This window comes from Actinomyces sp. zg328 (assembly GCF_009829635.1).
GTDB lineage: Bacteria > Actinomycetota > Actinomycetes > Actinomycetales > Actinomycetaceae > Actinomyces > Actinomyces marmotae.
In genome coordinates this window covers 184,449-202,547 of sequence record NZ_VWPE01000003.1, presented here as the reverse complement: position 1 = coordinate 202,547, position 18,099 = coordinate 184,449, and the positions used below count along the sequence as shown (strand labels likewise).

The 18,099-nt window shown below is 71.2% G+C and carries 16 protein-coding genes and 1 tRNA gene; 11 read left to right on the top strand and 6 right to left on the bottom strand.

The annotated features are described in order from the left end of the window. Nucleotide 1: 1 nt before the first annotated feature. Entirely contained in the window at nucleotides 2-1,012 is a 1,011-nt protein-coding gene (gene argF, locus GVV75_RS03355; RefSeq protein ID WP_159522727.1) for an ornithine carbamoyltransferase, read from the bottom strand. Nucleotides 1,013-1,068: 56 nt separating this feature from the next. Then, complete coding sequence (locus GVV75_RS03350) at nucleotides 1,069-2,298, bottom strand: arginine deiminase (RefSeq protein ID WP_159522728.1); 1,230 nt, start codon at nucleotides 2,296-2,298, stop codon at nucleotides 1,069-1,071. A 406-nt stretch (nucleotides 2,299-2,704) separates the two neighbouring features. Here GVV75_RS03350 and tmk point away from each other — a divergent pair, with 406 nt between their 5' ends. The 3 genes from tmk to GVV75_RS03335 all read left to right on the top strand — a co-directional run bounded on the left by tmk (nucleotide 2,705) and on the right by GVV75_RS03335 (nucleotide 6,469). Further along, nucleotides 2,705-3,466, top strand: coding sequence for a dTMP kinase (gene tmk / locus GVV75_RS03345; protein ID WP_235925216.1), 762 nt, complete (start codon nucleotides 2,705-2,707; stop codon nucleotides 3,464-3,466). After that, nucleotides 3,463-4,683 carry a DNA polymerase III subunit delta' gene (locus GVV75_RS03340; protein ID WP_159522730.1) on the top strand — a complete coding sequence of 407 codons (1,221 nt, stop codon included), beginning with the start codon at nucleotides 3,463-3,465 and terminating at the stop codon, nucleotides 4,681-4,683. The genes tmk and GVV75_RS03340 overlap by 4 nt, the downstream gene beginning before the upstream one ends. A gap of 142 nt (nucleotides 4,684-4,825) precedes the next feature. Next, nucleotides 4,826-6,469: an alpha/beta hydrolase gene (locus GVV75_RS03335; RefSeq protein WP_159522732.1), complete on the top strand. Its 1,644-nt coding sequence runs from the start codon at nucleotides 4,826-4,828 to the stop codon at nucleotides 6,467-6,469. Here the strand turns inward: GVV75_RS03335 and GVV75_RS03330 are convergent. Further along, the gene (locus GVV75_RS03330) at nucleotides 6,453-7,502 is read right to left on the bottom strand and encodes an asparaginase (RefSeq protein WP_159522734.1); all 1,050 of its coding nucleotides are present in this window, start codon (nucleotides 7,500-7,502) and stop codon (nucleotides 6,453-6,455) included. The genes GVV75_RS03335 and GVV75_RS03330 overlap by 17 nt on opposite strands. A 52-nt stretch (nucleotides 7,503-7,554) precedes the next feature. Beyond that, complete coding sequence (locus tag GVV75_RS03325) at nucleotides 7,555-9,024, bottom strand: amino acid permease (protein ID WP_159522736.1); 1,470 nt, start codon at nucleotides 9,022-9,024, stop codon at nucleotides 7,555-7,557. Nucleotides 9,025-9,385: 361 nt separating this feature from the next. Here GVV75_RS03325 and GVV75_RS03320 point away from each other — a divergent pair. The 6 genes from GVV75_RS03320 (at nucleotide 9,386) to GVV75_RS03295 (ending at nucleotide 14,169) form a co-directional block, all read left to right on the top strand. Then, a tRNA-Thr gene (locus GVV75_RS03320) sits at nucleotides 9,386-9,458 on the top strand. A 420-nt stretch (nucleotides 9,459-9,878) separates the two neighbouring features. Beyond that, nucleotides 9,879-10,199: a histone-like nucleoid-structuring protein Lsr2 gene (locus tag GVV75_RS03315; protein WP_159522738.1), complete on the top strand. Its 321-nt coding sequence runs from the start codon at nucleotides 9,879-9,881 to the stop codon at nucleotides 10,197-10,199. A gap of 174 nt (nucleotides 10,200-10,373) precedes the next feature. Next, nucleotides 10,374-11,111, top strand: a complete 738-nt coding sequence (locus GVV75_RS03310; protein ID WP_159522740.1) for a phosphoglyceromutase — start codon at nucleotides 10,374-10,376, stop codon at nucleotides 11,109-11,111. Nucleotides 11,112-11,264: 153 nt separating this feature from the next. After that, the gene (locus GVV75_RS03305) at nucleotides 11,265-11,759 is read left to right on the top strand and encodes a CarD family transcriptional regulator (protein WP_159522742.1); all 495 of its coding nucleotides are present in this window, start codon (nucleotides 11,265-11,267) and stop codon (nucleotides 11,757-11,759) included. 38 nt (nucleotides 11,760-11,797) lie between these two features. Next, nucleotides 11,798-12,559 carry a 2-C-methyl-D-erythritol 4-phosphate cytidylyltransferase gene (ispD, locus tag GVV75_RS03300; RefSeq protein WP_159717675.1) on the top strand — a complete coding sequence of 254 codons (762 nt, stop codon included), beginning with the start codon at nucleotides 11,798-11,800 and terminating at the stop codon, nucleotides 12,557-12,559. Nucleotides 12,560-12,681: 122 nt separating this feature from the next. Beyond that, on the top strand, nucleotides 12,682-14,169 hold the full coding sequence (locus GVV75_RS03295; protein WP_159624553.1) for an MFS transporter: 1,488 nt from the start codon (nucleotides 12,682-12,684) through the stop codon (nucleotides 14,167-14,169). 37 nt (nucleotides 14,170-14,206) lie between these two features. Here the strand turns inward: GVV75_RS03295 and GVV75_RS03290 are convergent, their stop codons facing one another. Further along, nucleotides 14,207-14,575, bottom strand: coding sequence for a heavy metal-binding domain-containing protein (locus GVV75_RS03290; protein WP_159717673.1), 369 nt, complete (start codon nucleotides 14,573-14,575; stop codon nucleotides 14,207-14,209). A 65-nt stretch (nucleotides 14,576-14,640) separates the two neighbouring features. Further along, the gene (locus GVV75_RS03285) at nucleotides 14,641-15,201 is read right to left on the bottom strand and encodes a SprT-like domain-containing protein (protein ID WP_159813452.1); all 561 of its coding nucleotides are present in this window, start codon (nucleotides 15,199-15,201) and stop codon (nucleotides 14,641-14,643) included. 89 nt (nucleotides 15,202-15,290) lie between these two features. On the opposite strand from GVV75_RS03285, the gene GVV75_RS03280 reads away from it, so the two are divergent. Continuing rightward, complete coding sequence (locus tag GVV75_RS03280) at nucleotides 15,291-16,256, top strand: hypothetical protein (protein ID WP_328703531.1); 966 nt, start codon at nucleotides 15,291-15,293, stop codon at nucleotides 16,254-16,256. Nucleotides 16,257-16,361: 105 nt separating this feature from the next. Beyond that, nucleotides 16,362-17,951, top strand: a complete 1,590-nt coding sequence (locus GVV75_RS03275; RefSeq protein ID WP_159813514.1) for a phospholipase D-like domain-containing protein — start codon at nucleotides 16,362-16,364, stop codon at nucleotides 17,949-17,951. Nucleotides 17,952-18,099 lie beyond the last annotated feature (148 nt).

Genomic DNA, 18,099 nt, shown 5'->3' with positions numbered 1-18,099 from the left:
GTCAGTCCTCCCAGTCGCCCAAGGTGGCGACCATGACGGCCTTGATGGTGTGCATGCGGTTCTCGGCCTGCTGGAAGGAGACGTTGCGCTCGGTCTCGAAGACGTCGTCGGTGACCTCCAGGCCGTCCATGCCGGTGGCCTCGAAGAGCTGCTGGCCGACCTTCGTGTTGCGGTCGTGGAAGGCCGGCAGGCAGTGGAGGAACTTGACGTCGTCGTTGCCGGTGCGCTTCACGAGCTCGCCGTTGACCTGGTAGTCCTTGAGCAGGGCGATGCGCTCGTTCCAGACCTCCTTGGGCTCGCCCATGGAGACCCACACGTCGGTGTAGAGGTAGTCGACGCCCTTGACGCCCTCGTCGACGTCGTCGGTGATCGTGATGCGGGCCCCGGAGACGGCGGCGAGCCCCTCGGCGATGGCCACGACCTCGGCCTCGGGCTGGAGCTCCTTGGGCGCCACCAGGCGGATGTCCATGCCGACCAGCGCGCCGGAGACCAGCAGGGAGTTGGCGACGTTGTTGCGGGCGTCGCCCAGGTACGCCAGGGAGATCTCGGTGATCGGCTTGTCCACCAGCTCGATCATGGTCAACTGGTCGGCGAGCATCTGGGTGGGATGCCAGGCGTCGGTCAGGCCGTTCCACACGGGCACGCCGGACAGCTCTGCCAGGGTCTCGACCTTGGCCTGGTCGTCACCGCGGTACTCGATGCCGTCGTACATACGCCCGAGCACGCGGGCGGTGTCCGCCACGGACTCCTTGTGACCCAGCTGCGAGCCGGAGGGGTCGAGGTAGGTGGTGTGGGCCCCCTGATCGGCGGCGCCGACCTCGAAGGAGCAGCGGGTGCGCGTGGAGGTCTTCTCGAAGATGAGGGCGATGTTCTTGCCCTTGAGGCGCTGGACCTCCTTGCCGGCCTTCTTGTCCGCCTTGAGCTGGGCGGCGAGGTCCAGCAGGCTCATCCACTCGGCGGTGGTGAAGTCCGTCTCCTTGAGGAAGTGGCGGTTGTGCAGGGGGTGGGTCATGTCGATCCGTCCTTCATTGGAATTGAGGTGAATGTGGGCGACGGGAGGAAGAGTAGTCACGAGCCGAGGGGCTCGCGGACAACGGGGCAGCTCATGCAGTGCGGGCCGCCGCGGCCGCGGCCGAGCTCGCTACCGGGGATGGTCAGCACCTCGATGCCCTTGGAGGTGAGGTACTCGTTGGTGTTGACGTTGCGCTCGTAGGTGATGATCACACCGGGCGCGATGGCCAGTGAGTTGGCGCCGTCGTCCCACTGCTCACGGGCGGCCGCGCGGCTGTCCTGGGGGGTCGTGAGCACGTTGAGCTCATCGATGCCCAGGGCGGCGGCGATGGCCTCGTGCATGGCCTCGGCGGGATTCTCGATGACGTCCACCGCGCCCTCGCGTTCACCGGGGCGCAGGGTGAAAGTGGGGAGCATTCCCGCGTCGGCGTACTTGGTGAAGGTGCCGTGGTCGACCATCGTCATGATGGTGTCCAGGTGCATCTGGGCGCGCGTCTTCCTCATCTTGACGGCGATGATCTCGCGCACGCCCCCGGCGAAGAGCTGGGTGGCCAAGCGCTCCACACCCTGGGGGCAGGTGCGCTCGGAGACGCCGATGAGCACGGCGCCGTTGCCGATGATCTGGATGTCCCCGCCCTCGGTGGACAGCGCGGGGCTGACCGTGCCGTCGGACCAGATGGGGAAGCCCCCGGCGGCGAAAAGCGGGTGCCAGGTGTAGATGGCCCGGTAGTTGAGCGACTCGCGGCGCCGGGCCTGGCGCGACATGGAGTTGATCGACACGCCGTTGTAGATCCAGGAGGAAGTGTCCCGGGTGAACAGGTGGTTGGGCAGGGGGCCGATCAGCAGGTCCTCGGGGTCCATCGAGGCCAGCACCATCGAGGAGACCCCCGGGATGCGTTCGAGGAGCTCCTCCTTGGTGATCCCGGCGATGAGGGTCTCGGCGAGCGCGGGCGCCTCCACGCTCTCGGCCCATTGGCGGATGGCGGGGGAGGCCGCCAGCCCCGTGGAGTCCTCGGATAGGACGGCGTCCAGCAGGAAGGCGCGCGCCTCGGGGATCTCCAGGGTCTCGGCGAGCAGGTCCTGCAGGTAGAGAACCTGGGCGCCACGGCTGCGCAGCACTCGCGCGAACTCGTCATGCTCCTGCTGGGCCCTCTCCAGCCAGAGGACGTCGTCAAAGAGGAGCTCGTCCTTGTTCTCGGGGGTCAGCCTCAGCATCTCCTTGCCGGGCCGGTGGATGATGACGGTCTTGAGGCGACCGATCTCTGAGTCGATGGATGGCGTGAGCATCGCGTCCTATTCCTCTGGAATCTGGCGCGGCGCCCGGCATGGGCGCCCGCGGGATGGCTCAGGGCTGCGTCGCCCTGCGCTGATGCGGTGATGGATTCAGGGTGTGGTCTCAGGGGTGGCAATGGTGCGGGGCCCGGAGCCCCGGATGCTCCCGGAGGGCGGCGTCACCCTCCCGGATTGGTACGTTCGTACCATTGGTACAAGCGTACCAATGGTGATGCGCGTCTACAAGTAAAAGTGACGTGCATCACTCTCGTCCGGTGTCCGTTGAGCGCTCCACCCGCTCCCGCCCCGGAGAGCCCCACGCCCGCGAGATCCGGCGCGTGCTGGGCGCGCTGATCCCGTGGTCGCCGAGGCGGGGACCGGGAGCGTCACCGCCAGGAAGCGGCCCCGCTACCCTGGAGCCGTGACCGACGCCCCCTCGCCCGCGACCCAGCCTCGCCCCGGCCTGCTCATCTCCTTCGAGGGGGGCGACGGCGTCGGCAAGACCACGCAGATCAAGCGCCTGGCCACCGCGCTCGCGGCCGCCCGGATCAACTACCGCCTCACCCGCGAGCCCGGCGGCACCGATCTGGGGGCCCAGATCCGCCGCCTCCTCCTGCACGGGGGAGCGGTGGACCCGCGCGCCGAGGCCCTGCTCTACGCCGCCGACCGCGCCCAGCACGTCGCCGAGGTCATCCGCCCCGCCCTGGGCTGCTCCGAGGTGGTCCTCACCGACCGCTACCTCGACTCCTCCATCGCCTACCAGGGCGCCGCCCGCTCCCTGGGGGCCGCCGAGGTCCGGTCCCTGTCCGAATGGGCCACCGGCTCCCTGCTCCCGGATCTGACGATCCTCCTGGACGCCGACCCGTCCGTGGCCGACCGCCGCACCGGGGCTAGGGGCGCCAAGGACCGCCTGGAGAGCGAGGGCGCGGCCTTCCGCGCCGCCCTGCGCGAGCAGTTCCTCGCCCTGGCCGACGCCGAGCCCGAGCGCTTCGCCGTCCTCGACGCCCGGCGGACCATCGAGGAGGTCGCCGAGGATGTCACCCAGCGCGTCGCCGCGCTCCTGAAGGCCCGCCCCGGCGCGGTGGGCGTGGAAGCGGCTCCGCGGGGAGCTGCCCCGGACGCGCATGCCGCTTTCCTCCAGGCCGCGGCGCGCCTGAGCGGCCCCGAGGGGAAGGGCGCATGAGCGTCTGGGACGACGTCGTCGGGCAGGAGGCGGTTATCTCCACCCTGTCCGGGGCGGCCGAGGCCGCCAGGGGCCTCGCCGAGCAGCGGGAGGCCCGGGCCGGCGGCGGGGCCGAGGACCCCCCGAGCGCCACCGGCCCCGGTTCCGCCATGACCCACGCCTGGCTCATCACCGGCCCTCCGGGCTCGGGCCGCTCCAACGCCGCGCTCGCCTTCGCCGCCGCCCTCCAGTGCGCTGGCGACGTGCCCGGCTGCGGCCAGTGCAAGCCCTGCCGGGACGTCATGAGCGGCGCCCACCCCGACGTCGTGCGCCTGGCCACCGAGAAGCTCATCATCACCCTCGACGAGGTCAAGGAGCTCATCGGCGAGGCGCAGCGCCGCCCCTGGACTGGCCGGTGGCGGGTCATCCTCGTCGAGGACGCCGATCGCATGGCCGAGCGCACCACGAACGTCCTGCTCAAGTCCATCGAGGAGCCACCGCCCCAGACCGTGTGGCTCCTGTGCACCCCCAGCGCCGACGACGTCCTGCCCACCATCCGCTCGCGCTGCCGGCTGATCACGCTGCGCATCCCGCCCGCGGGCGCCGTTGCCGACCTCCTCGTGCGCCGTGACGGCGCCGACCCCGCCCTCGCCGCCCGCGCGGCCCGCGCCAGCCAGTCGCATATCGGCCTGGCCCGCCACCTGGCCACCGACCCCGACGCCTGGGAGCGCCGTCGCCGCCTCCTGCGCGCCCCCGTGTCGCTGCGCAGCGTGGGTGACGCCGTGCTCGCCGCCGCCGACCTCGTCGAGAGCGCCGAGTCCGAGGCCCAGGCCCGCACCGCTGAGCGCGACGCCGCTGAGCGCGCCGACCTCATGCGAGCCCTCGGCCTGGAGGGGGAGGGGCGCGTGCCACCCGCCCTGCGCGCGCAGATCCGCGCCCTGGAGGAGGACCAGAAGCGGCGGGCCAAGAGGGCCCGGACCGATGTGCTCGACCGGGCCATGATCGACCTGCTCTCCTTCTACCGCGACGTCCTGGCCGCGCAGATGGGCAGTGACGTCGAACGCGTTAACATCGACCTGGCCGAGCAGATCGAGCGGGCGGCCGCCTCCACCGGGCCGGAGCAGTCACTGGCGCGCATCGCCGCCATCGAGGAGTGCCGCGGGAGGCTGCGCTCCAACGCCGCGCCGCTGCTCGCCGTCGAGGCCCTCATGATCCAGTTGCGCCCCCAGGCGCGCTGAGGGCGTCGCGCTGACCGACCCACGCGCGGCGGGAGGTGAGGGACTCCTTGATCTGCGCGCGCGGATCAGCGGCGGGTGGCGCGACGTCGTCGGATCGGCTCATGCGGCCAGGCTACGCGTGGGCGGCGTTTAGGCTGGCGCCGTGAGCATCCTCGACGCCTCCTCCCGTCCCCGCCGGATCAAGATCCTGGCCGCCCTGTCCGCCGTGACCGCCACCGCGGCGCTGTCGGCCTGCGGCAACCCGTCAGTCCCCGGCGCCACCCAGGCCACCGGTGCTGCCACCGCCTCCGTCCCGGCTGGTCTGGAGTCGTTCTACAGCCAGGCCGTGGAGTGGTACCCGTGCAAGAAGGACGCCGGTATGACTGAGCGCAGTGGCGACATGGGGCCGGGGACGATGAGTTGCGCGCGCGTGAAGGTGCCCCTGGATTACGGCAACCCCGGGGGCGAGACGATCCAGATCGCGATGAAGAAGCGCTCGGCCTCGGCCGATACGGCCACGGGCGCTCTGTTCATCAACCCCGGCGGCCCCGGCGGCTCCGGCGTCGATATCCTTCCCCAGATCACGTCGACTCAATTCTCCAAAGACCTCGTCACCGCTTACGACGTGATCGGTTTCGACCCCCGCGGGGTGGGTGAGTCCACGGCGATCGACTGCCTGACCGATGCTGAGCTGGACGCCGAGCGCTCCGGGACGGAGTCCCCCAGCCTTCCCGATGACGCCACGGGGGAGCAGAAGCGCGCCGCCGTGGCCGAGGAGACCACCGAGCGCGAGGCCAAGTGCCGGGCCAAGACCCGGCCCGCGGCGCTGCTCGACCATGTGGACACGGTCTCGGCCGCCAAGGACCTCGACATCCTGCGCGCCGTCACGGGCAACTCCGCCCTCACCTACTTCGGCTACTCCTATGGGACCTTCCTGGGGGCGACCTACGCCGACCTCTTCCCGGGCAATGTGGGCCGCTTCGTGCTCGACGGCGCCGTCGACCCCTCGATCAGCGGCGGCCAGGTGGCGTTGGGCCAGGCGAAGGGCTTCGAGAACGCGCTGCGGGCCTATGTGGAGAGCTGCCAGTCGGGGTCGGACTGCCCGTTGACCGGCTCGGTGGATGACGGGGTCAAGCAGATCCAGGACTTCCTGACCTCCTTGGAGTCCGGACCGATCAGGACCTCGGATGCGAACCGTCCCCTGACCCGCTCGTTGGCCACCTCCGGGATCATGGTTCCCCTCTACCAGTCCGAGGCCTGGCCTCAGCTGAGCATCGCCCTGTCACGGGCGATGGGCAAGACGACGAATGATGGGAAGCCCGACGGCGCCATCCTCCTGTACTTCGCCGACCTCGCCGCGCAGCGCGGCAATGACGGCACCTACTCCGGCAACGGCAGTGAGGCCATCGGCGCCATCAACTGCGCGGACTTCCCCGTCATGGGCGACGCCGCCTCTTGGGACCAGGAGGCCGCGGAGATCAAGAAGGCCTCCCCGACCTTCGGTGACGGCTTGCAGTACACCGACGTCGCTTGCCAGGCCTGGGGTCACCCGTCGGGCAATGAGCGCAAGGCGATCCACGCCTCGGGGGCCAACCCGATCCTGGTGATCGGGACGACGGGGGATCCGGCCACGCCGTACGAGTGGTCCCAGTCCCTGGCCGATCAGCTCGACTCGGGCCAGTTGCTGACCTGGAAGGGCCACGGGCACACGGCCTACGGCCGCGCGGGTAAGTGCGTGACCACGGCCGTGGATGAGTACCTGCTCAAGGGCACGATGCCCGCCGAGGGCCTCACCTGCGAGGGCTGAGCTCACCCGCGATCGGGCGCCCCATCGCCTCGGCGAGGGCCGTGCCGGTCAGGCCCTGGGCCAGGAGGAACTGAGCCTTGGCGTAGGCCGCCTCCAGGGTCATGTCGGCGGTGCCGACGGCGCCCGCCCGCGCGATGGCGTCCCCGGTGGCGTAGTGCCCGAGGAGCACCTCGGCCTGGTGGCACTGGGAGGCGACGACGACCGCGGTCCCGGCCCGGATCGCCCGCGCGATCGCCTCGGTCAGCCCGGGCTCGTCGCTGGGCACGTTGCCCACCCCGAAGGCCCGCAGGATGACCGCCTGGGGCAGGGGGTCGAGCAGTGCCGCCAGGCGCGCTCCGGTGATGCCGGGCGCCATATCGAGGACGACGACGTCGTGCCGGGCGTAGGGCTTGGGCTCCGCCCAGGCGTCGGGGGCGGCCCCGGAGCCCTCGCGGCTCACGGACCACTCCCAGCTGGCGCCGTCGGAACCCGCGCGGGCCAGCGGCGGGGCCATGGGCGAGGCGAAGCCCGCGAAGTCCCAGGAGGAGGACTTCGTGGCGCGGCCGCCTGCCAGCAGCAGGCCGCCGAAGAACAGAGCGACGCCGACCACCCGCCCACTGACGGCCGCCCGCAGCGCCCCCAGGACGTTCGCCTCGGCGTCGCTGCCCTCGGCCCCGAGCGGCAGCTGGGAACCGGTGATGACCACGGGCGCCCCCAGGCCCGCCAGGGCGTAGGACAGGGCGGCCGAGGTGTAGGCCATGGTGTCCGTGCCGTGGAGGATGACGATCGGCTCGCCGGGGTGGCGGGCCGCGTGCTCGCGCGCCTCCTCGACGATCGACTGCCAGGACTCCGGCGTGGCGTTCGAGGAGTCGATGAGCGGCTCCAGGGCCGTCAATGACGTCGACTCCAGCGCCTCTAGGCCGGGGGCCGGCGGGCGGTTCGGGGGCAGGAGGCCGGCGAGCCAGCCGGCGAGATCGGCCCCCGGGACGAGGCCCTGGGGCGAGTCCACCATGCCGATGGTCCCGCCGGTGTAGATGATGTGGACGCTCCCCATGGGACCCTCCTGCTCCCTATCCTGCCCGCTCCGCCGCGGGCGGCCGCTGCGGCTACTGCTTGTCGTCGGGGCCCGTGGTCGCCTCGTCGAGGACGTGGTCGAGCAGATCGCCGCGGATCCGGCCCCGCACTCGGTACCAGCCTGCCACCATCATGACGATGACGAGGCCGAATAGGGCGAGGGTCCACCGGCCCTCGGGCTCCTGGACATTGGCGATGACGATGAGGACGAAGAAGGCGATCGCGATGTAGTTGGTGTACGGGGCGCCGGGCATCCGGTAGGCCGGGCGCTCCTCCAGCCCCTGATTGACCCGCTTGAGGAAGGCCAGGTGCGTCACGAGGATCGCCACCCAGGTGCCGGCGATGCCGATGCCCGCCAGGTTCATGACGATGTTGAAGGCGTCCTCCGCGAGGAAGGCGTTGAGGGCGACGCCCACGAGGCCCAGCGCGGAGGTGATGGCGATGGCGCCCGCGGGCACTTGGTGCTTGTTGAGGCCGGCCGCGAGGCTGGGCGCCTCGCCCGCCACCGCCATGGAGCGCAGCGTGCGGCCGGTGGCGTAGAGCCCCGCGTTGAGGCTGGACAGCGCCGCGGTCAGGACGACCACCTGGATGATGTCCCCGGCGTGGGGGACGCCGATCCCAGAGAAGAACGTGACGAAGGGCGACTCATTCTTGGAGTAGGAGGTGTAGGGCAGGACGAAGGCCATGAGGAGCACGGAGCCGACGTAGAAGACGAAGATCCTCAGGATCATGGAGTTGATCGCCTTGGGCAGCACGGTGATCGCGTCCTCCGCCTCGCCGGCGGCCACGCCCACCATCTCCGTGCCCCCGAACGCGAAGACGACGCCGAGGGTGAGGGTGAGGACGACCCCGATTCCCGCGGGGGCGAAACCGCCGTGCTGCGTGATGTTGCTCAGGCCCGCCGTGTGGCCGCCCACCTCCGCGCCGCTGACGATCGCCCAGATGGCCACGAGCATGAAGGAGATGATCGCCGCTACCTTGATGAGGGCGAACCAGAACTCGGCCTCGCCGAACATCTTGACATTGAGCATGTTGAGCACGAAGACCAGGGCCAGCGCGATGAGCGCGAGAACCCACTGGGGGACGGCCCTGAAGGCGCCCCAGTAGTGCAAGTAGAGGGCGACGGCGGTGATGTCCGCCATGACCGTCACCGCCCAGTCCAGGAAGAAGAACCAGCCGGTGATGTAGGCGCCCTTCTCCCCGAGAAACTCGCGCGCGTAGGACACGAAGGCGCCCGAGGAGGGGCGGCGGATCGCGAGCTCGCCGAGGGCCCGCACCATGAGGAAGGCGAAGGCGCCGCAGATCGCGTAGGCGACGATGAGGATCGCCCCGCCCTGGGCCAGGCGCCCGCCGGCCCCCAGGAACAGGCCGGTGCCGATCGAGCCGCCGATGGCGATCATCTGGAGGTGGCGGCTCTTCAACTCCTTGTTGTAGCCGGCGTCCCCCTTGTCATGCGCCACGGAGTGCGCCGCGCCGGCCGGGGGATCTGTCTGCTGCGACATGCTGCTGGTCCTTTCCAGGGAGAGGAGGGGCCTGGGAGCGCCGCGAACGCGGCGGAGCCCGATCGGGTGGGGCGCGCGTGGCCGTGCCGGCGCGCCAATGTGCGTCAGCGTACGCTGACATGCGACATGGCGCGCGCCAATGCCCGTCATACGCGGCATCCCGCCGTCGTCCGGGCCATCGCGCCACTGACCGTGGCTGGCGCGGCCGCTCGCGCGCGAGGCGGTCCAGGCTGGCTCAGGCCGGCCCAGGCCGATCCAAGGCGGTCCGAGGCTGTGCTCAGCGCCACGGGGTGGCGATGGCTCCCGCGTTGCGCCCGGCGCGCCGCGCGCTGTAGAGTCCTCACGCCGCCGTTAGCGGCGCGCCACCTTAGCTCAGTCGGCAGAGCGATTCACTCGTAATGAATAGGTCGTGGGTTCGATTCCCACAGGTGGCTCGAACAGGGCCCCGGGACCAGTGATCCCGGGGCCCTCTCTCATTGGCGGGCCCGCGCTCAGGGGCTCGCGGCGTGTAAGTTCCACCCGCGCGCCGCTCTTGCGGGCCCTCCTCCTGCCCTCCGACCGCGCGCGCTATTTTGCCCGCCTGGAACTCGCGCCTCCGCGGGGCGTCATTGGCGGCTCGCGGCGCATAAGGGACGCGCTCATCGGCCGCCCGCTCGTCGAATCCCGTTCCGGGCGCCACCTCCGAGAACGGAAGAGTGCCGCTCCCAGGGTTCTCACAGAGGAAATGCATGGAGTTCAGGGCCGTGAATCCAGGAGCGATATTGCGTCCCCCGTATTCCTCCATTATCCTTCGGGGTGTTCGCAAGAGGATTCATCTCAGCAATCCTCCTACGTCACGAAGAGAAGAGTGAGCCATGGCCCAGAAGACCCAGATCATCCTCGTCGACGATATCGACCAGTCCGCCGCGTCGCAGACAGTCACCTTCGGTCTTGATGGGGTTACCTACGAGATCGACCTCAATGACGAGCACGCCGCCGCGCTGCGCGAGTCCATTGAGGAGTGGTCCTCCAAGGCCCGTCGCGTCTCCGGTCGCCGCAATGTCCGCCGTCGGGGCGCCAGCGCCTCGGCCGAGACCCAGAAGATCCGCGAGTGGGCCCGCGGCCAGGGCATGGAGGTCTCGGACCGCGGGCGTATCCCCGCCCCGATCCGCGAGGCCTACAACCAGGCCCACTGAGGTCGCTCGCGGGCCCCTCGCGCCTGGCCGAAGGCGCGAGACCCCGTGCGCGCCGCCCGGGAGGGCCCTCGCTCCCGGGCGCCGCTGCCCGCAGGCCCCCGGCCCCCGCTCCGGATGATCCCGGGTGGGACCGGGGGCCTCGCGCGCGGCGCACGCGCCTGGCAGGATAGGCCCATGGCTTACACCCTTGTGCTGCTCCGCCACGGCGAGAGCGAATGGAATGCGAAGAACCTGTTCACCGGTTGGGTGGACGTCCCCCTGTCCGAGAAGGGCCGCGCCGAGGCGGTCCACGGCGGCGAGCTCCTCAAGGAGGCCGGCGTCCTCCCCGAGAAGCTGTTCACCTCGATGCTGCGCCGCGCGATCATGACGGCGAACCTCGCCCTGGACGCGGCCGACCTTCACTGGATCCCCGTCGAGCGCGACTGGCGCCTCAACGAGCGCCACTACGGCGCCCTCCAGGGTAAGAACAAGAAGGAGATCCGCGACGAGTACGGCGAGGAGCAGTTCATGCTCTGGCGCCGCTCCTACGACGTCCCGCCGCCGGCCATCGAGCCCGGCACCGAGTTCTCCCAGGACGCCGACCCGCGCTACGCCGGCGAGCCGATTCCCGCCACCGAGTGCCTCAAGGATGTCCTGGCCCGCCTCCTGCCCTACTGGGAGTCCACGATCGTCCCCGAGATCAAGACCGGCAGGACCGTCATGATCGCCGCTCACGGCAACTCCCTGCGCGCGATCGTCAAGCACCTCGACGGCATCTCCGACGACGACATCGCCGCCGTCAACATCCCCACGGGCATCCCGCTGGTCTACGAGCTCGACGAGGAGACCCTCCAGCCGCTCAAGAAGGGCGGCCGCTACCTCGACCCGGAGGCCGAGGCGAAGATCGCGGCCGTGGCCAACCAGGGCAAGTGAGCCCCGCGCCCGCACGCGGGCGCGCTTGTCGACGATGGCGCCGGGCCCCCGCGGGCCCGGTGCCATCGCGCGCTGTGAGCAAACTCCCCCGGTATCTCGCCGCTCGGCACTGGTAAACTGAGGCTCCTGTTTGCTTGACTGGAGACCTCACCCATGACCCTTGAAGTCGGAGAGACCGTCGTCTATCCCCACCACGGCGCGGCCCGGATCATCGATATTCGCCAGCGCAAGGTGAAGGGGGAGGAGAAGACCTACCTCCAGCTCGAGGTCGCCCAGGGCGACCTGACGATCCTCGTCCCCGCCGAGTCCGTCGAGCTCATCGGGGTGCGCGACGTCGTCGACGAGAAGGGCCTGGAGAAGGTCTTCGAGGTCCTGCGCGCCCCCTTCACCGAGGAGCCCACCAACTGGTCGCGCCGCTTCAAGGCCAACCAGGAGAAGATCGCCTCGGGCGACGTCATCAAGGTCGCGGAGGTCGTGCGGGACCTGTCGCGCCGGGACACCGATCGGGGCCTGTCGGCCGGTGAGAAGCGCATGCTCTCCAAGGCCCGCCAGATCCTCGTCTCCGAGCTCGCCCTGGCGCAGAAGACCCCCGAGGAGGAGGCCGAGAGCCGCCTCGACGAGGTCCTCGCCGCCGGCGCCGCCGCCTGACGGCGCCCGGGCCGCCCCGCCCCCGAGCGAGCCCCGCCATGACCGCCGCAGCCCCCGAGGCCCTCTCCCCGGTGATCGCCGTGGTCACCGCCGCAGGCTCGGGCAGCCGCCTCGGCGCCGAGGTGCCCAAGGGCCTCGTCCCCCTCGCCGGGCAGTCGCTCGTGCAGCGCGCGGTGCAGGGCCTGCTGGCCTCCGGCGTCCTCGAACGCGTCGTCGTCACGGCGCCGCAGGGGTGGATCGAGGACTTCCGCCGCGAGGTGGCCGATCTCGGCGACGTCGAGGTGGTCGCGGGCTCCTCCGCCTCCCGGCAGGCGAGTGTCGCCCTCGGTCTTGAGGCCGCCCTGCGCGCCCAGCCCGACGCCGCCCTCATACTCGTCCACGACGCCGCCCGCGCGCTCACGCCCCCCGATGTCATCCAGCGCGTCGTCGCCGCCCTGCGCGAGGGGCACGAGGCCGTCATCCCCGTCATGCCGGTGACTGACACCATCAAGGAGGTCCGGACCGGTGAGGCGGTCGAGCCGATCGTCGCCACCCCGGACCGCTCCCGGCTGCGCGCCGTCCAGACGCCCCAGGGCTTCGCGCGTGAGACCCTGCTGGCCGCTCACCGCGCCGGCGCCCAGCGCGCGGCCAGTGAGGGCTTGGCCGCCTCCGACGACGCCGGTCTGGTCGAGGCCATGGGCGCCGGCGTCGTCGCCGTCGCCGGGGACTCGCGCGCCCTCAAGGTGACCACGAGCCTCGACCTGCTCCTCGCCGAGGCCCTGCTCGCCGCCGAGGAGCGCGTGCCCGCCCAGCGCGGGTAGGCGGGAGCGCGCCCGCCCAGCGCGGGAGGCCGCGGGCAGGTGCGGGAATGCCCAACTGGACGGTGCTCCATCTGTGCCTAAGAGGAGAGCAGAGCGAAGGGCTCACGCCGTAGGCTCGGCGCATGCTCTCCCCTGATTCACTCCTGGGGTCGATCACCGCCCCTGGGCAGCAGACCAAGTCCCGCCCCCTGACCTGGCCCGTCCTGGCCTGGGGGCTGTGGGACTGGGGATCAGCCGCCTTCAACGCCGTCATCACGACCTTCGTCTTCGCGACCTACCTGGTCTCCTCGTCCTTCGGAGATCCCACCTCCAACCAGTCGCGGCTGTCCGCGGGCATGGCGGTCGCCGGCCTGCTCATCGCCCTGCTCGCCCCCGTCACGGGCCAGAGGGCCGATCGTGCCGGGCGGGCCGTCGCCTCCCTGGGGGTCTACACCGCGCTGGTCGTGGCCGTCTCCGCCGCGCTGTTCTTCGTCAAGCCCGAACCCGGCTACCTGTGGCTGGGGATCGTGCTCATGGGGGTGGGCAACCTCTTCTTCGAGCTCGCTTCCGTCAACTACAACGGGCTGCTGTCCCATGTGACCTCCAAGGAGCGGATCGGCGCGGTCTCCGGGATCGGCTGGGGCATGGGCTACCTGGGCGGGATCGTCCTGCTGCTCGTGGTCTACGCGGGCCTCATCAGCCCCGAGGTCGGCTGGTTTGGCGTGACCAGCGCCGACGGCCTCAATGTCCGCGTGGCCATGCTCGTGGCCGCCGCCTGGTTCGGGATCTCGGCGATCCCGGTCCTGCTCACTCAGTCCAGCGCCGCCAGGCGGCGCCGTCGGCGCCAAGGCCCCGCGACGGGCGGCCCCGAGGCGGATGGCGCCAGCCGGATCCCCGGGAGGGGCGCGGAGCCCGTGGAGCCCGGGGACATCCCCGGCGTGGGAGGCCTCGCGGGCGCCGCTGGCGCTGGGCGCCACGAGTCGATCCTCGCGTCCTACCGGCACCTGTGGCGCACCCTGCGCTCGCTGTACCGCTCCCACCCGAATGTCCTGCGGTTCCTCCTGGCCTCGGCGATCTTCCGGGACGGGCTCGCCGGGGTCTTCGCCTACGGCGGCATCGTCGCGCGCACCACCTTCGACTTCTCCGACGCCGAAGTCATCCAGTTCGCCGTCGCCGCCAACGTGGTGGCCGGCATCACCACGATCGCCTGCGGGCGCCTCGACGACATCGTCGGGCCGCGGCGGGTCATCATGGGCTCACTCGTCATCCTCGTCGTGGCCGGCAACGCCGTCTTCTTCCTCCACGACGGCGGGAAGGCCGTGTTCTGGGCGCTCGGCCTGGCGCTGTCCGCCTGCGTGGGACCCGCCCAGTCGGCCTCCCGCACCTTCCTCGCCCGCCTCATCCCGGAGGGCCGCGAGGGCGAGATCTTCGGGTTGTACGCGACGACGGGGCGCGCCGCCTCCTTCCTCGCTCCCGCCCTGTACGGGGCGGCGATCTGGGTGGGCGCGCGCTTCGCGGGGCAGGGCTCCGGCTACTGGGGGATTCTCGGCATCATGACGGTGCTCATCGCCGGGCTCGTCCTGATGGCCGGGGTCAAGGACCCCGACGGCCACCTCCAGCATCTCGCCTGACCGGGGCCGCCCGGGCCCCGGGCCGCTGCCCGGCGGGTCAGTAGCCGACGGCGCCCGCGGTGCCAGCGCCGGGGGCCTGCTGGACGGGGGTGAAGCGCACCGCCGTGCCGGAGGCCGTCACCATAAGCATGCCGTTGTCCGAGCCGAGCGTCTCGTAGTCGATATCGACACCGACGACGCCCTCGGCGCCGAGCTCGATAGCGCGCTGCACCATCTCCGCCAGGGCGGTCTCGCGGGCCTGGATGAGTTCGCGCTCATAGGACTCCGCGCGCCCGCCCACCATGTTGCGGAAGCCCGCGGCGATGTCCTTGAACATGTTGACCCCGGCGATGGTCTCCCCGCACACGACGCGCAGGTACTGACTGACGGGGCATCCCTCGATGGTGGGGGTGGTGGTGACGATCATTGTGCCTCCTCGGCGGGTTCGATCGTGGTCTCGATGGCGGCGGCGCCCGCTGACGCGGCCCCGTGTCATCCTCGCCCAGTGGCGCCCCCACCGGCAACATCGCCCTTGGGGGAGGAGGCCCCATGCAGCATCAGCAGCGCCCGCTCGTACTCGGCGCTGATGCGCCCGGGCGCCACGGGGGCGCCGTCGAGCTCCCAGTTCAGCAGGTGCGCGGGATCGAAGCGCCTGGAGCAGCGCGCGCAGGACATCGGCCGACGAGGGCGGCGCATCCGGTTGACCGTGTGGCCCACCGGGCAGATGCCCACCCACCTGCCGGGCAGGCTCGGCGCGTCCGGGGCGACCAGCCGCCTGCCGCTCGCGCCCAGGCGCCGGGCCTCCGCCACCCACACGGCGTCGTGACCATGTGCCGGCCCCACCCGCGCGTGGGCGATCTCATGCAGGATCGTCTCGCGCGCTTCGGAGGGCGAGTAGAGGGCCATCAGCGCGCGCGACAGGGTGATGCGGCGCCGGGCGTGATCGGTCTGGCCCGCGCGGCGCCGGGCGCGGTCAAGGGCCAGCCCCCAATCGCCCAGCCCGTGCGCGTCCATGAGCTCGCGGGCGAGGGCCAGGGCGTCGTGAGGATCCACGGGCCAAGGGTACGGCCGGCCCCCGCGGCCTTCGGGAGGCGGAGCCCTGACGCCTCGCGGACGTGAAGCCCCGCCCCGAGTATGGCAGCATGAGGGCAGTGCCCCCCTCATCCCCCGGTTCCCGCCGTGACCAGCCCAGCGGCGCGGGCCAGCGCCCGAGCGCCTCGGCCCGCGCCCGTTCGCGCGCGCGGCGCCGTCGCCTGCTCAGCCCGCTGACCGTCCTCATTCTCTCCTTCCTCATCACGGTGCTCGTCGCCGTCTTCGCCCTGTCCCTTGAGGGCCGGCTCGTGGTCCTCGGGACCGGAACGACCCCCACCCCCGAGGCCGCGGGGCCCGCGCCCGTCGTCCCGGACATGACGGGCTACACCCCCTCCCGCATCATCGACGACGAGGTCTTCTACGACTCCCAGGCCATGAGTGAGGAGGAGATTGCCGCCTTCATCGCCAGGGTCAACAAGGGCTGCGTCCCGGGCCACGACGGCACGCCTTGCCTCGCCGACGCCGTCTTCCAAACCCAGACCCGCGAGGTCTCCAATGTCTGCCCCGGCGGCTACATCGCCGCCGAGGGGCAGAGCGCCGCCCGCATCATCTCCGGCGTCGCCTCGGCCTGCGGCATCAACCCCCGGGTCCTCCTCGTGCTCATCCAGAAGGAGCAGGGCCTCCTCACCGCCTCCGGCAGCCGTCTCACGGCCCGCGACTACGAGGCCGCCACCGGCTACGCCTGCCCCGATGGCGGCCAGTGCGACCCGGCTTTCGCCGGCTTCTTCGCCCAGCTGTACGGCGCCGCCGCGCAGTTCCAGCGCTACCGCCTCGACCCCGGTGGCTACTCCTTCGTCGCCGGGACGCCGACGACCATCGCGTACTCCCCGGACGCCTCCTGCGGGTCCGGGGAGGTCACGGCCGCCAACCAGGCCACCGCGGGGCTCTATGACTACACCCCCTATCTAGCCAACGACGCCGCCGCCTCCGGCGGGGATGACTGCACGACCTGGGGGAACTGGAACTTCTACGGCTACTACCGCACGTTCTTCGGCTCCCCTCTTATCGCCGGCTGACCGGCCCGGGCTGGAGGCGGCGGCCCTCCGCGCCCGGGCCGGCGGTGCTCGCGGGATCGCCCCCTGCCATGGCCCGCCACGTGGCATCATGCGCCCATGAGGCTGATGACGCTCCCCACCTCCCTCGCCACCGCGTGGGTCGTCATCGAGTACGTCATCAAGATCATCGCCCTGGGGACCATCCCCGAGAACCGCCGCCCGTCGTCGTCGACGGCCTGGCTCATCCTCATCTTCCTCCTGCCCGTCGTCGGGCTCCCCCTCTACCTGCTCCTGGGCAGCCCGCGCGTGACCGGCAAGCGCTACCGCCAGCAGGTCGAGGTCAATGAGATGGCCCTGCGTTACACCGCGCACTTGCCCGACGCCCCGCCCGGGGCCAGCGAGTCCAGGCACCTCGACTCGATCCTGCGCATGAACCGGCGCCTGACCGGACTGCCCTGCCTCACCGGGGAGGTCGTCGCCCTGCACGACGACTCCCAGGCCACCTACGCCGCCATGGCCCGCGCCATTGACGGGGCCACCACCTCGGTGAGCGTCGAGTGCTACATCCAGTCCTGGGACGACGTCACCGACGTCTTCTACAGCGCCCTGGAGCGCGCCGCCGCCCGCGGCGTCAAGGTGCGCCTCCTGCTCGACCACCTGGGCAGCCGCAAGTACCCCGGTTGGAGGACCCTGGGCAGGCGGCTGAGCGCGGCGGGCATCGAGTGGTGGCTCATGATGCCCCTCCTGCCCTTCCGACTGCGCTGGCGCCGCCCCGACCTGCGCAATCACCGCAAGCTCCTCATCATCGACAATGAGCGGGCCTTTATCGGCTCCCACAACATCATCGACCCCACCTATCTGCTGCGCCGCAACCGCTGGGCGGGGCGCGTCTGGAAGGACCTCACCGTGGAGGTCACAGGAGCGATCGTCGCCGAGGCTCAGGCCGTCTTCGCCATGGACTGGCTCTTCGAGGCCGACGAGCTCCTCGACGTCTTCGCCCTGAGCCCCGCCCGCAAGCGCAAGCCCGGCGTCTCCCGGCCCGCCCACAAGCGCCCCACCTCCACCATCGCCGAGGCCCTGCCCGAGGCCATCCCCGAGGTGGGCCAGGGGCCCGCGCCCACCGTGGGCTCCGCCGCGCCCCGTCCCGGGCGGCCCGACGCCGTCGTCAACGCCATGCAGCTCGTGCCGTCCGGGCCCGGCTACCCCCTGGAGCCGAACCTGAGGATGTTCCTGTCCCTCATCCAGGGGGCCACCCGGCGGGTGTCCATCACCAGCCCCTACTTCATCCCCGACGAGGCGCTGCTGGCCGCGATCACCTCGGCCGCCTACCGGGGCGTGCGGGTGGAGCTGTTCGTCGGCAAGGAGTCCGACCAGTTCATCGTCAACCACGCCCAGCGCTCCTACTACCCGGCGCTGCTGGCCGCCGGGGTGCGGATCTTCCGCTACCCCCCGCCCACCGTCCTGCACTCCAAGTACATGACGGTGGACGGCGAGGTGGCGGTCATCGGCTCGTCCAACATGGACTTCCGCAGCTTCACCCTCAACTACGAGGTCATGCTGCTGGCCTTCGGCGGGGATCTCGACGACCTCCTGCGCGCCAATGATGATGCCTACCGGGCCGTCTCCGAGGAGCTGACCGCAGAGCAGTGGGCCGCCGAGCCCCGCTACCTGCGCTACATCGACAATGTCTGCCGGCTCATGTCCTCGGTGCTGTGAGACGTTGAGCGGCGGGGCCCCGCGCTCCCCGCCCGCGCATCGCGGAATCGTGGTCTGCGACACGTCCGCCGGCTGTCCGGGACCCGCCGCAGGTGGGTGGACCCTGAGTGGGTCGCACCGGCGCGGCCCCCAGGATTTTCCCAGGTTG

Excerpts from the sequence above, each read along its gene's own strand:
- argF (WP_159522727.1), bottom strand. The coding sequence starts at position 1,012 with ATGACCCACCCCCTGCACAACCGCCACTTCCTCAAGGAGACGGACTTC.
- GVV75_RS03350 (WP_159522728.1), bottom strand. The coding sequence starts at position 2,298 with ATGCTCACGCCATCCATCGACTCAGAGATCGGTCGCCTCAAGACCGTC.
- GVV75_RS03340 (WP_159522730.1), top strand. The coding sequence starts at position 3,463 with ATGAGCGTCTGGGACGACGTCGTCGGGCAGGAGGCGGTTATCTCCACC.
- GVV75_RS03330 (WP_159522734.1), bottom strand. The coding sequence starts at position 7,502 with ATGGGGAGCGTCCACATCATCTACACCGGCGGGACCATCGGCATGGTG.
- GVV75_RS03325 (WP_159522736.1), bottom strand. The coding sequence starts at position 9,024 with ATGTCGCAGCAGACAGATCCCCCGGCCGGCGCGGCGCACTCCGTGGCG.
- GVV75_RS03315 (WP_159522738.1), top strand. The coding sequence starts at position 9,879 with ATGGCCCAGAAGACCCAGATCATCCTCGTCGACGATATCGACCAGTCC.
- GVV75_RS03310 (WP_159522740.1), top strand. The coding sequence starts at position 10,374 with ATGGCTTACACCCTTGTGCTGCTCCGCCACGGCGAGAGCGAATGGAAT.
- GVV75_RS03305 (WP_159522742.1), top strand. The coding sequence starts at position 11,265 with ATGACCCTTGAAGTCGGAGAGACCGTCGTCTATCCCCACCACGGCGCG.
- ispD (WP_159717675.1), top strand. The coding sequence starts at position 11,798 with ATGACCGCCGCAGCCCCCGAGGCCCTCTCCCCGGTGATCGCCGTGGTC.
- GVV75_RS03295 (WP_159624553.1), top strand. The coding sequence starts at position 12,682 with ATGCTCTCCCCTGATTCACTCCTGGGGTCGATCACCGCCCCTGGGCAG.
- GVV75_RS03290 (WP_159717673.1), bottom strand. The coding sequence starts at position 14,575 with ATGATCGTCACCACCACCCCCACCATCGAGGGATGCCCCGTCAGTCAG.
- GVV75_RS03280 (WP_328703531.1), top strand. The coding sequence starts at position 15,291 with ATGAGGGCAGTGCCCCCCTCATCCCCCGGTTCCCGCCGTGACCAGCCC.
- GVV75_RS03275 (WP_159813514.1), top strand. The coding sequence starts at position 16,362 with ATGACGCTCCCCACCTCCCTCGCCACCGCGTGGGTCGTCATCGAGTAC.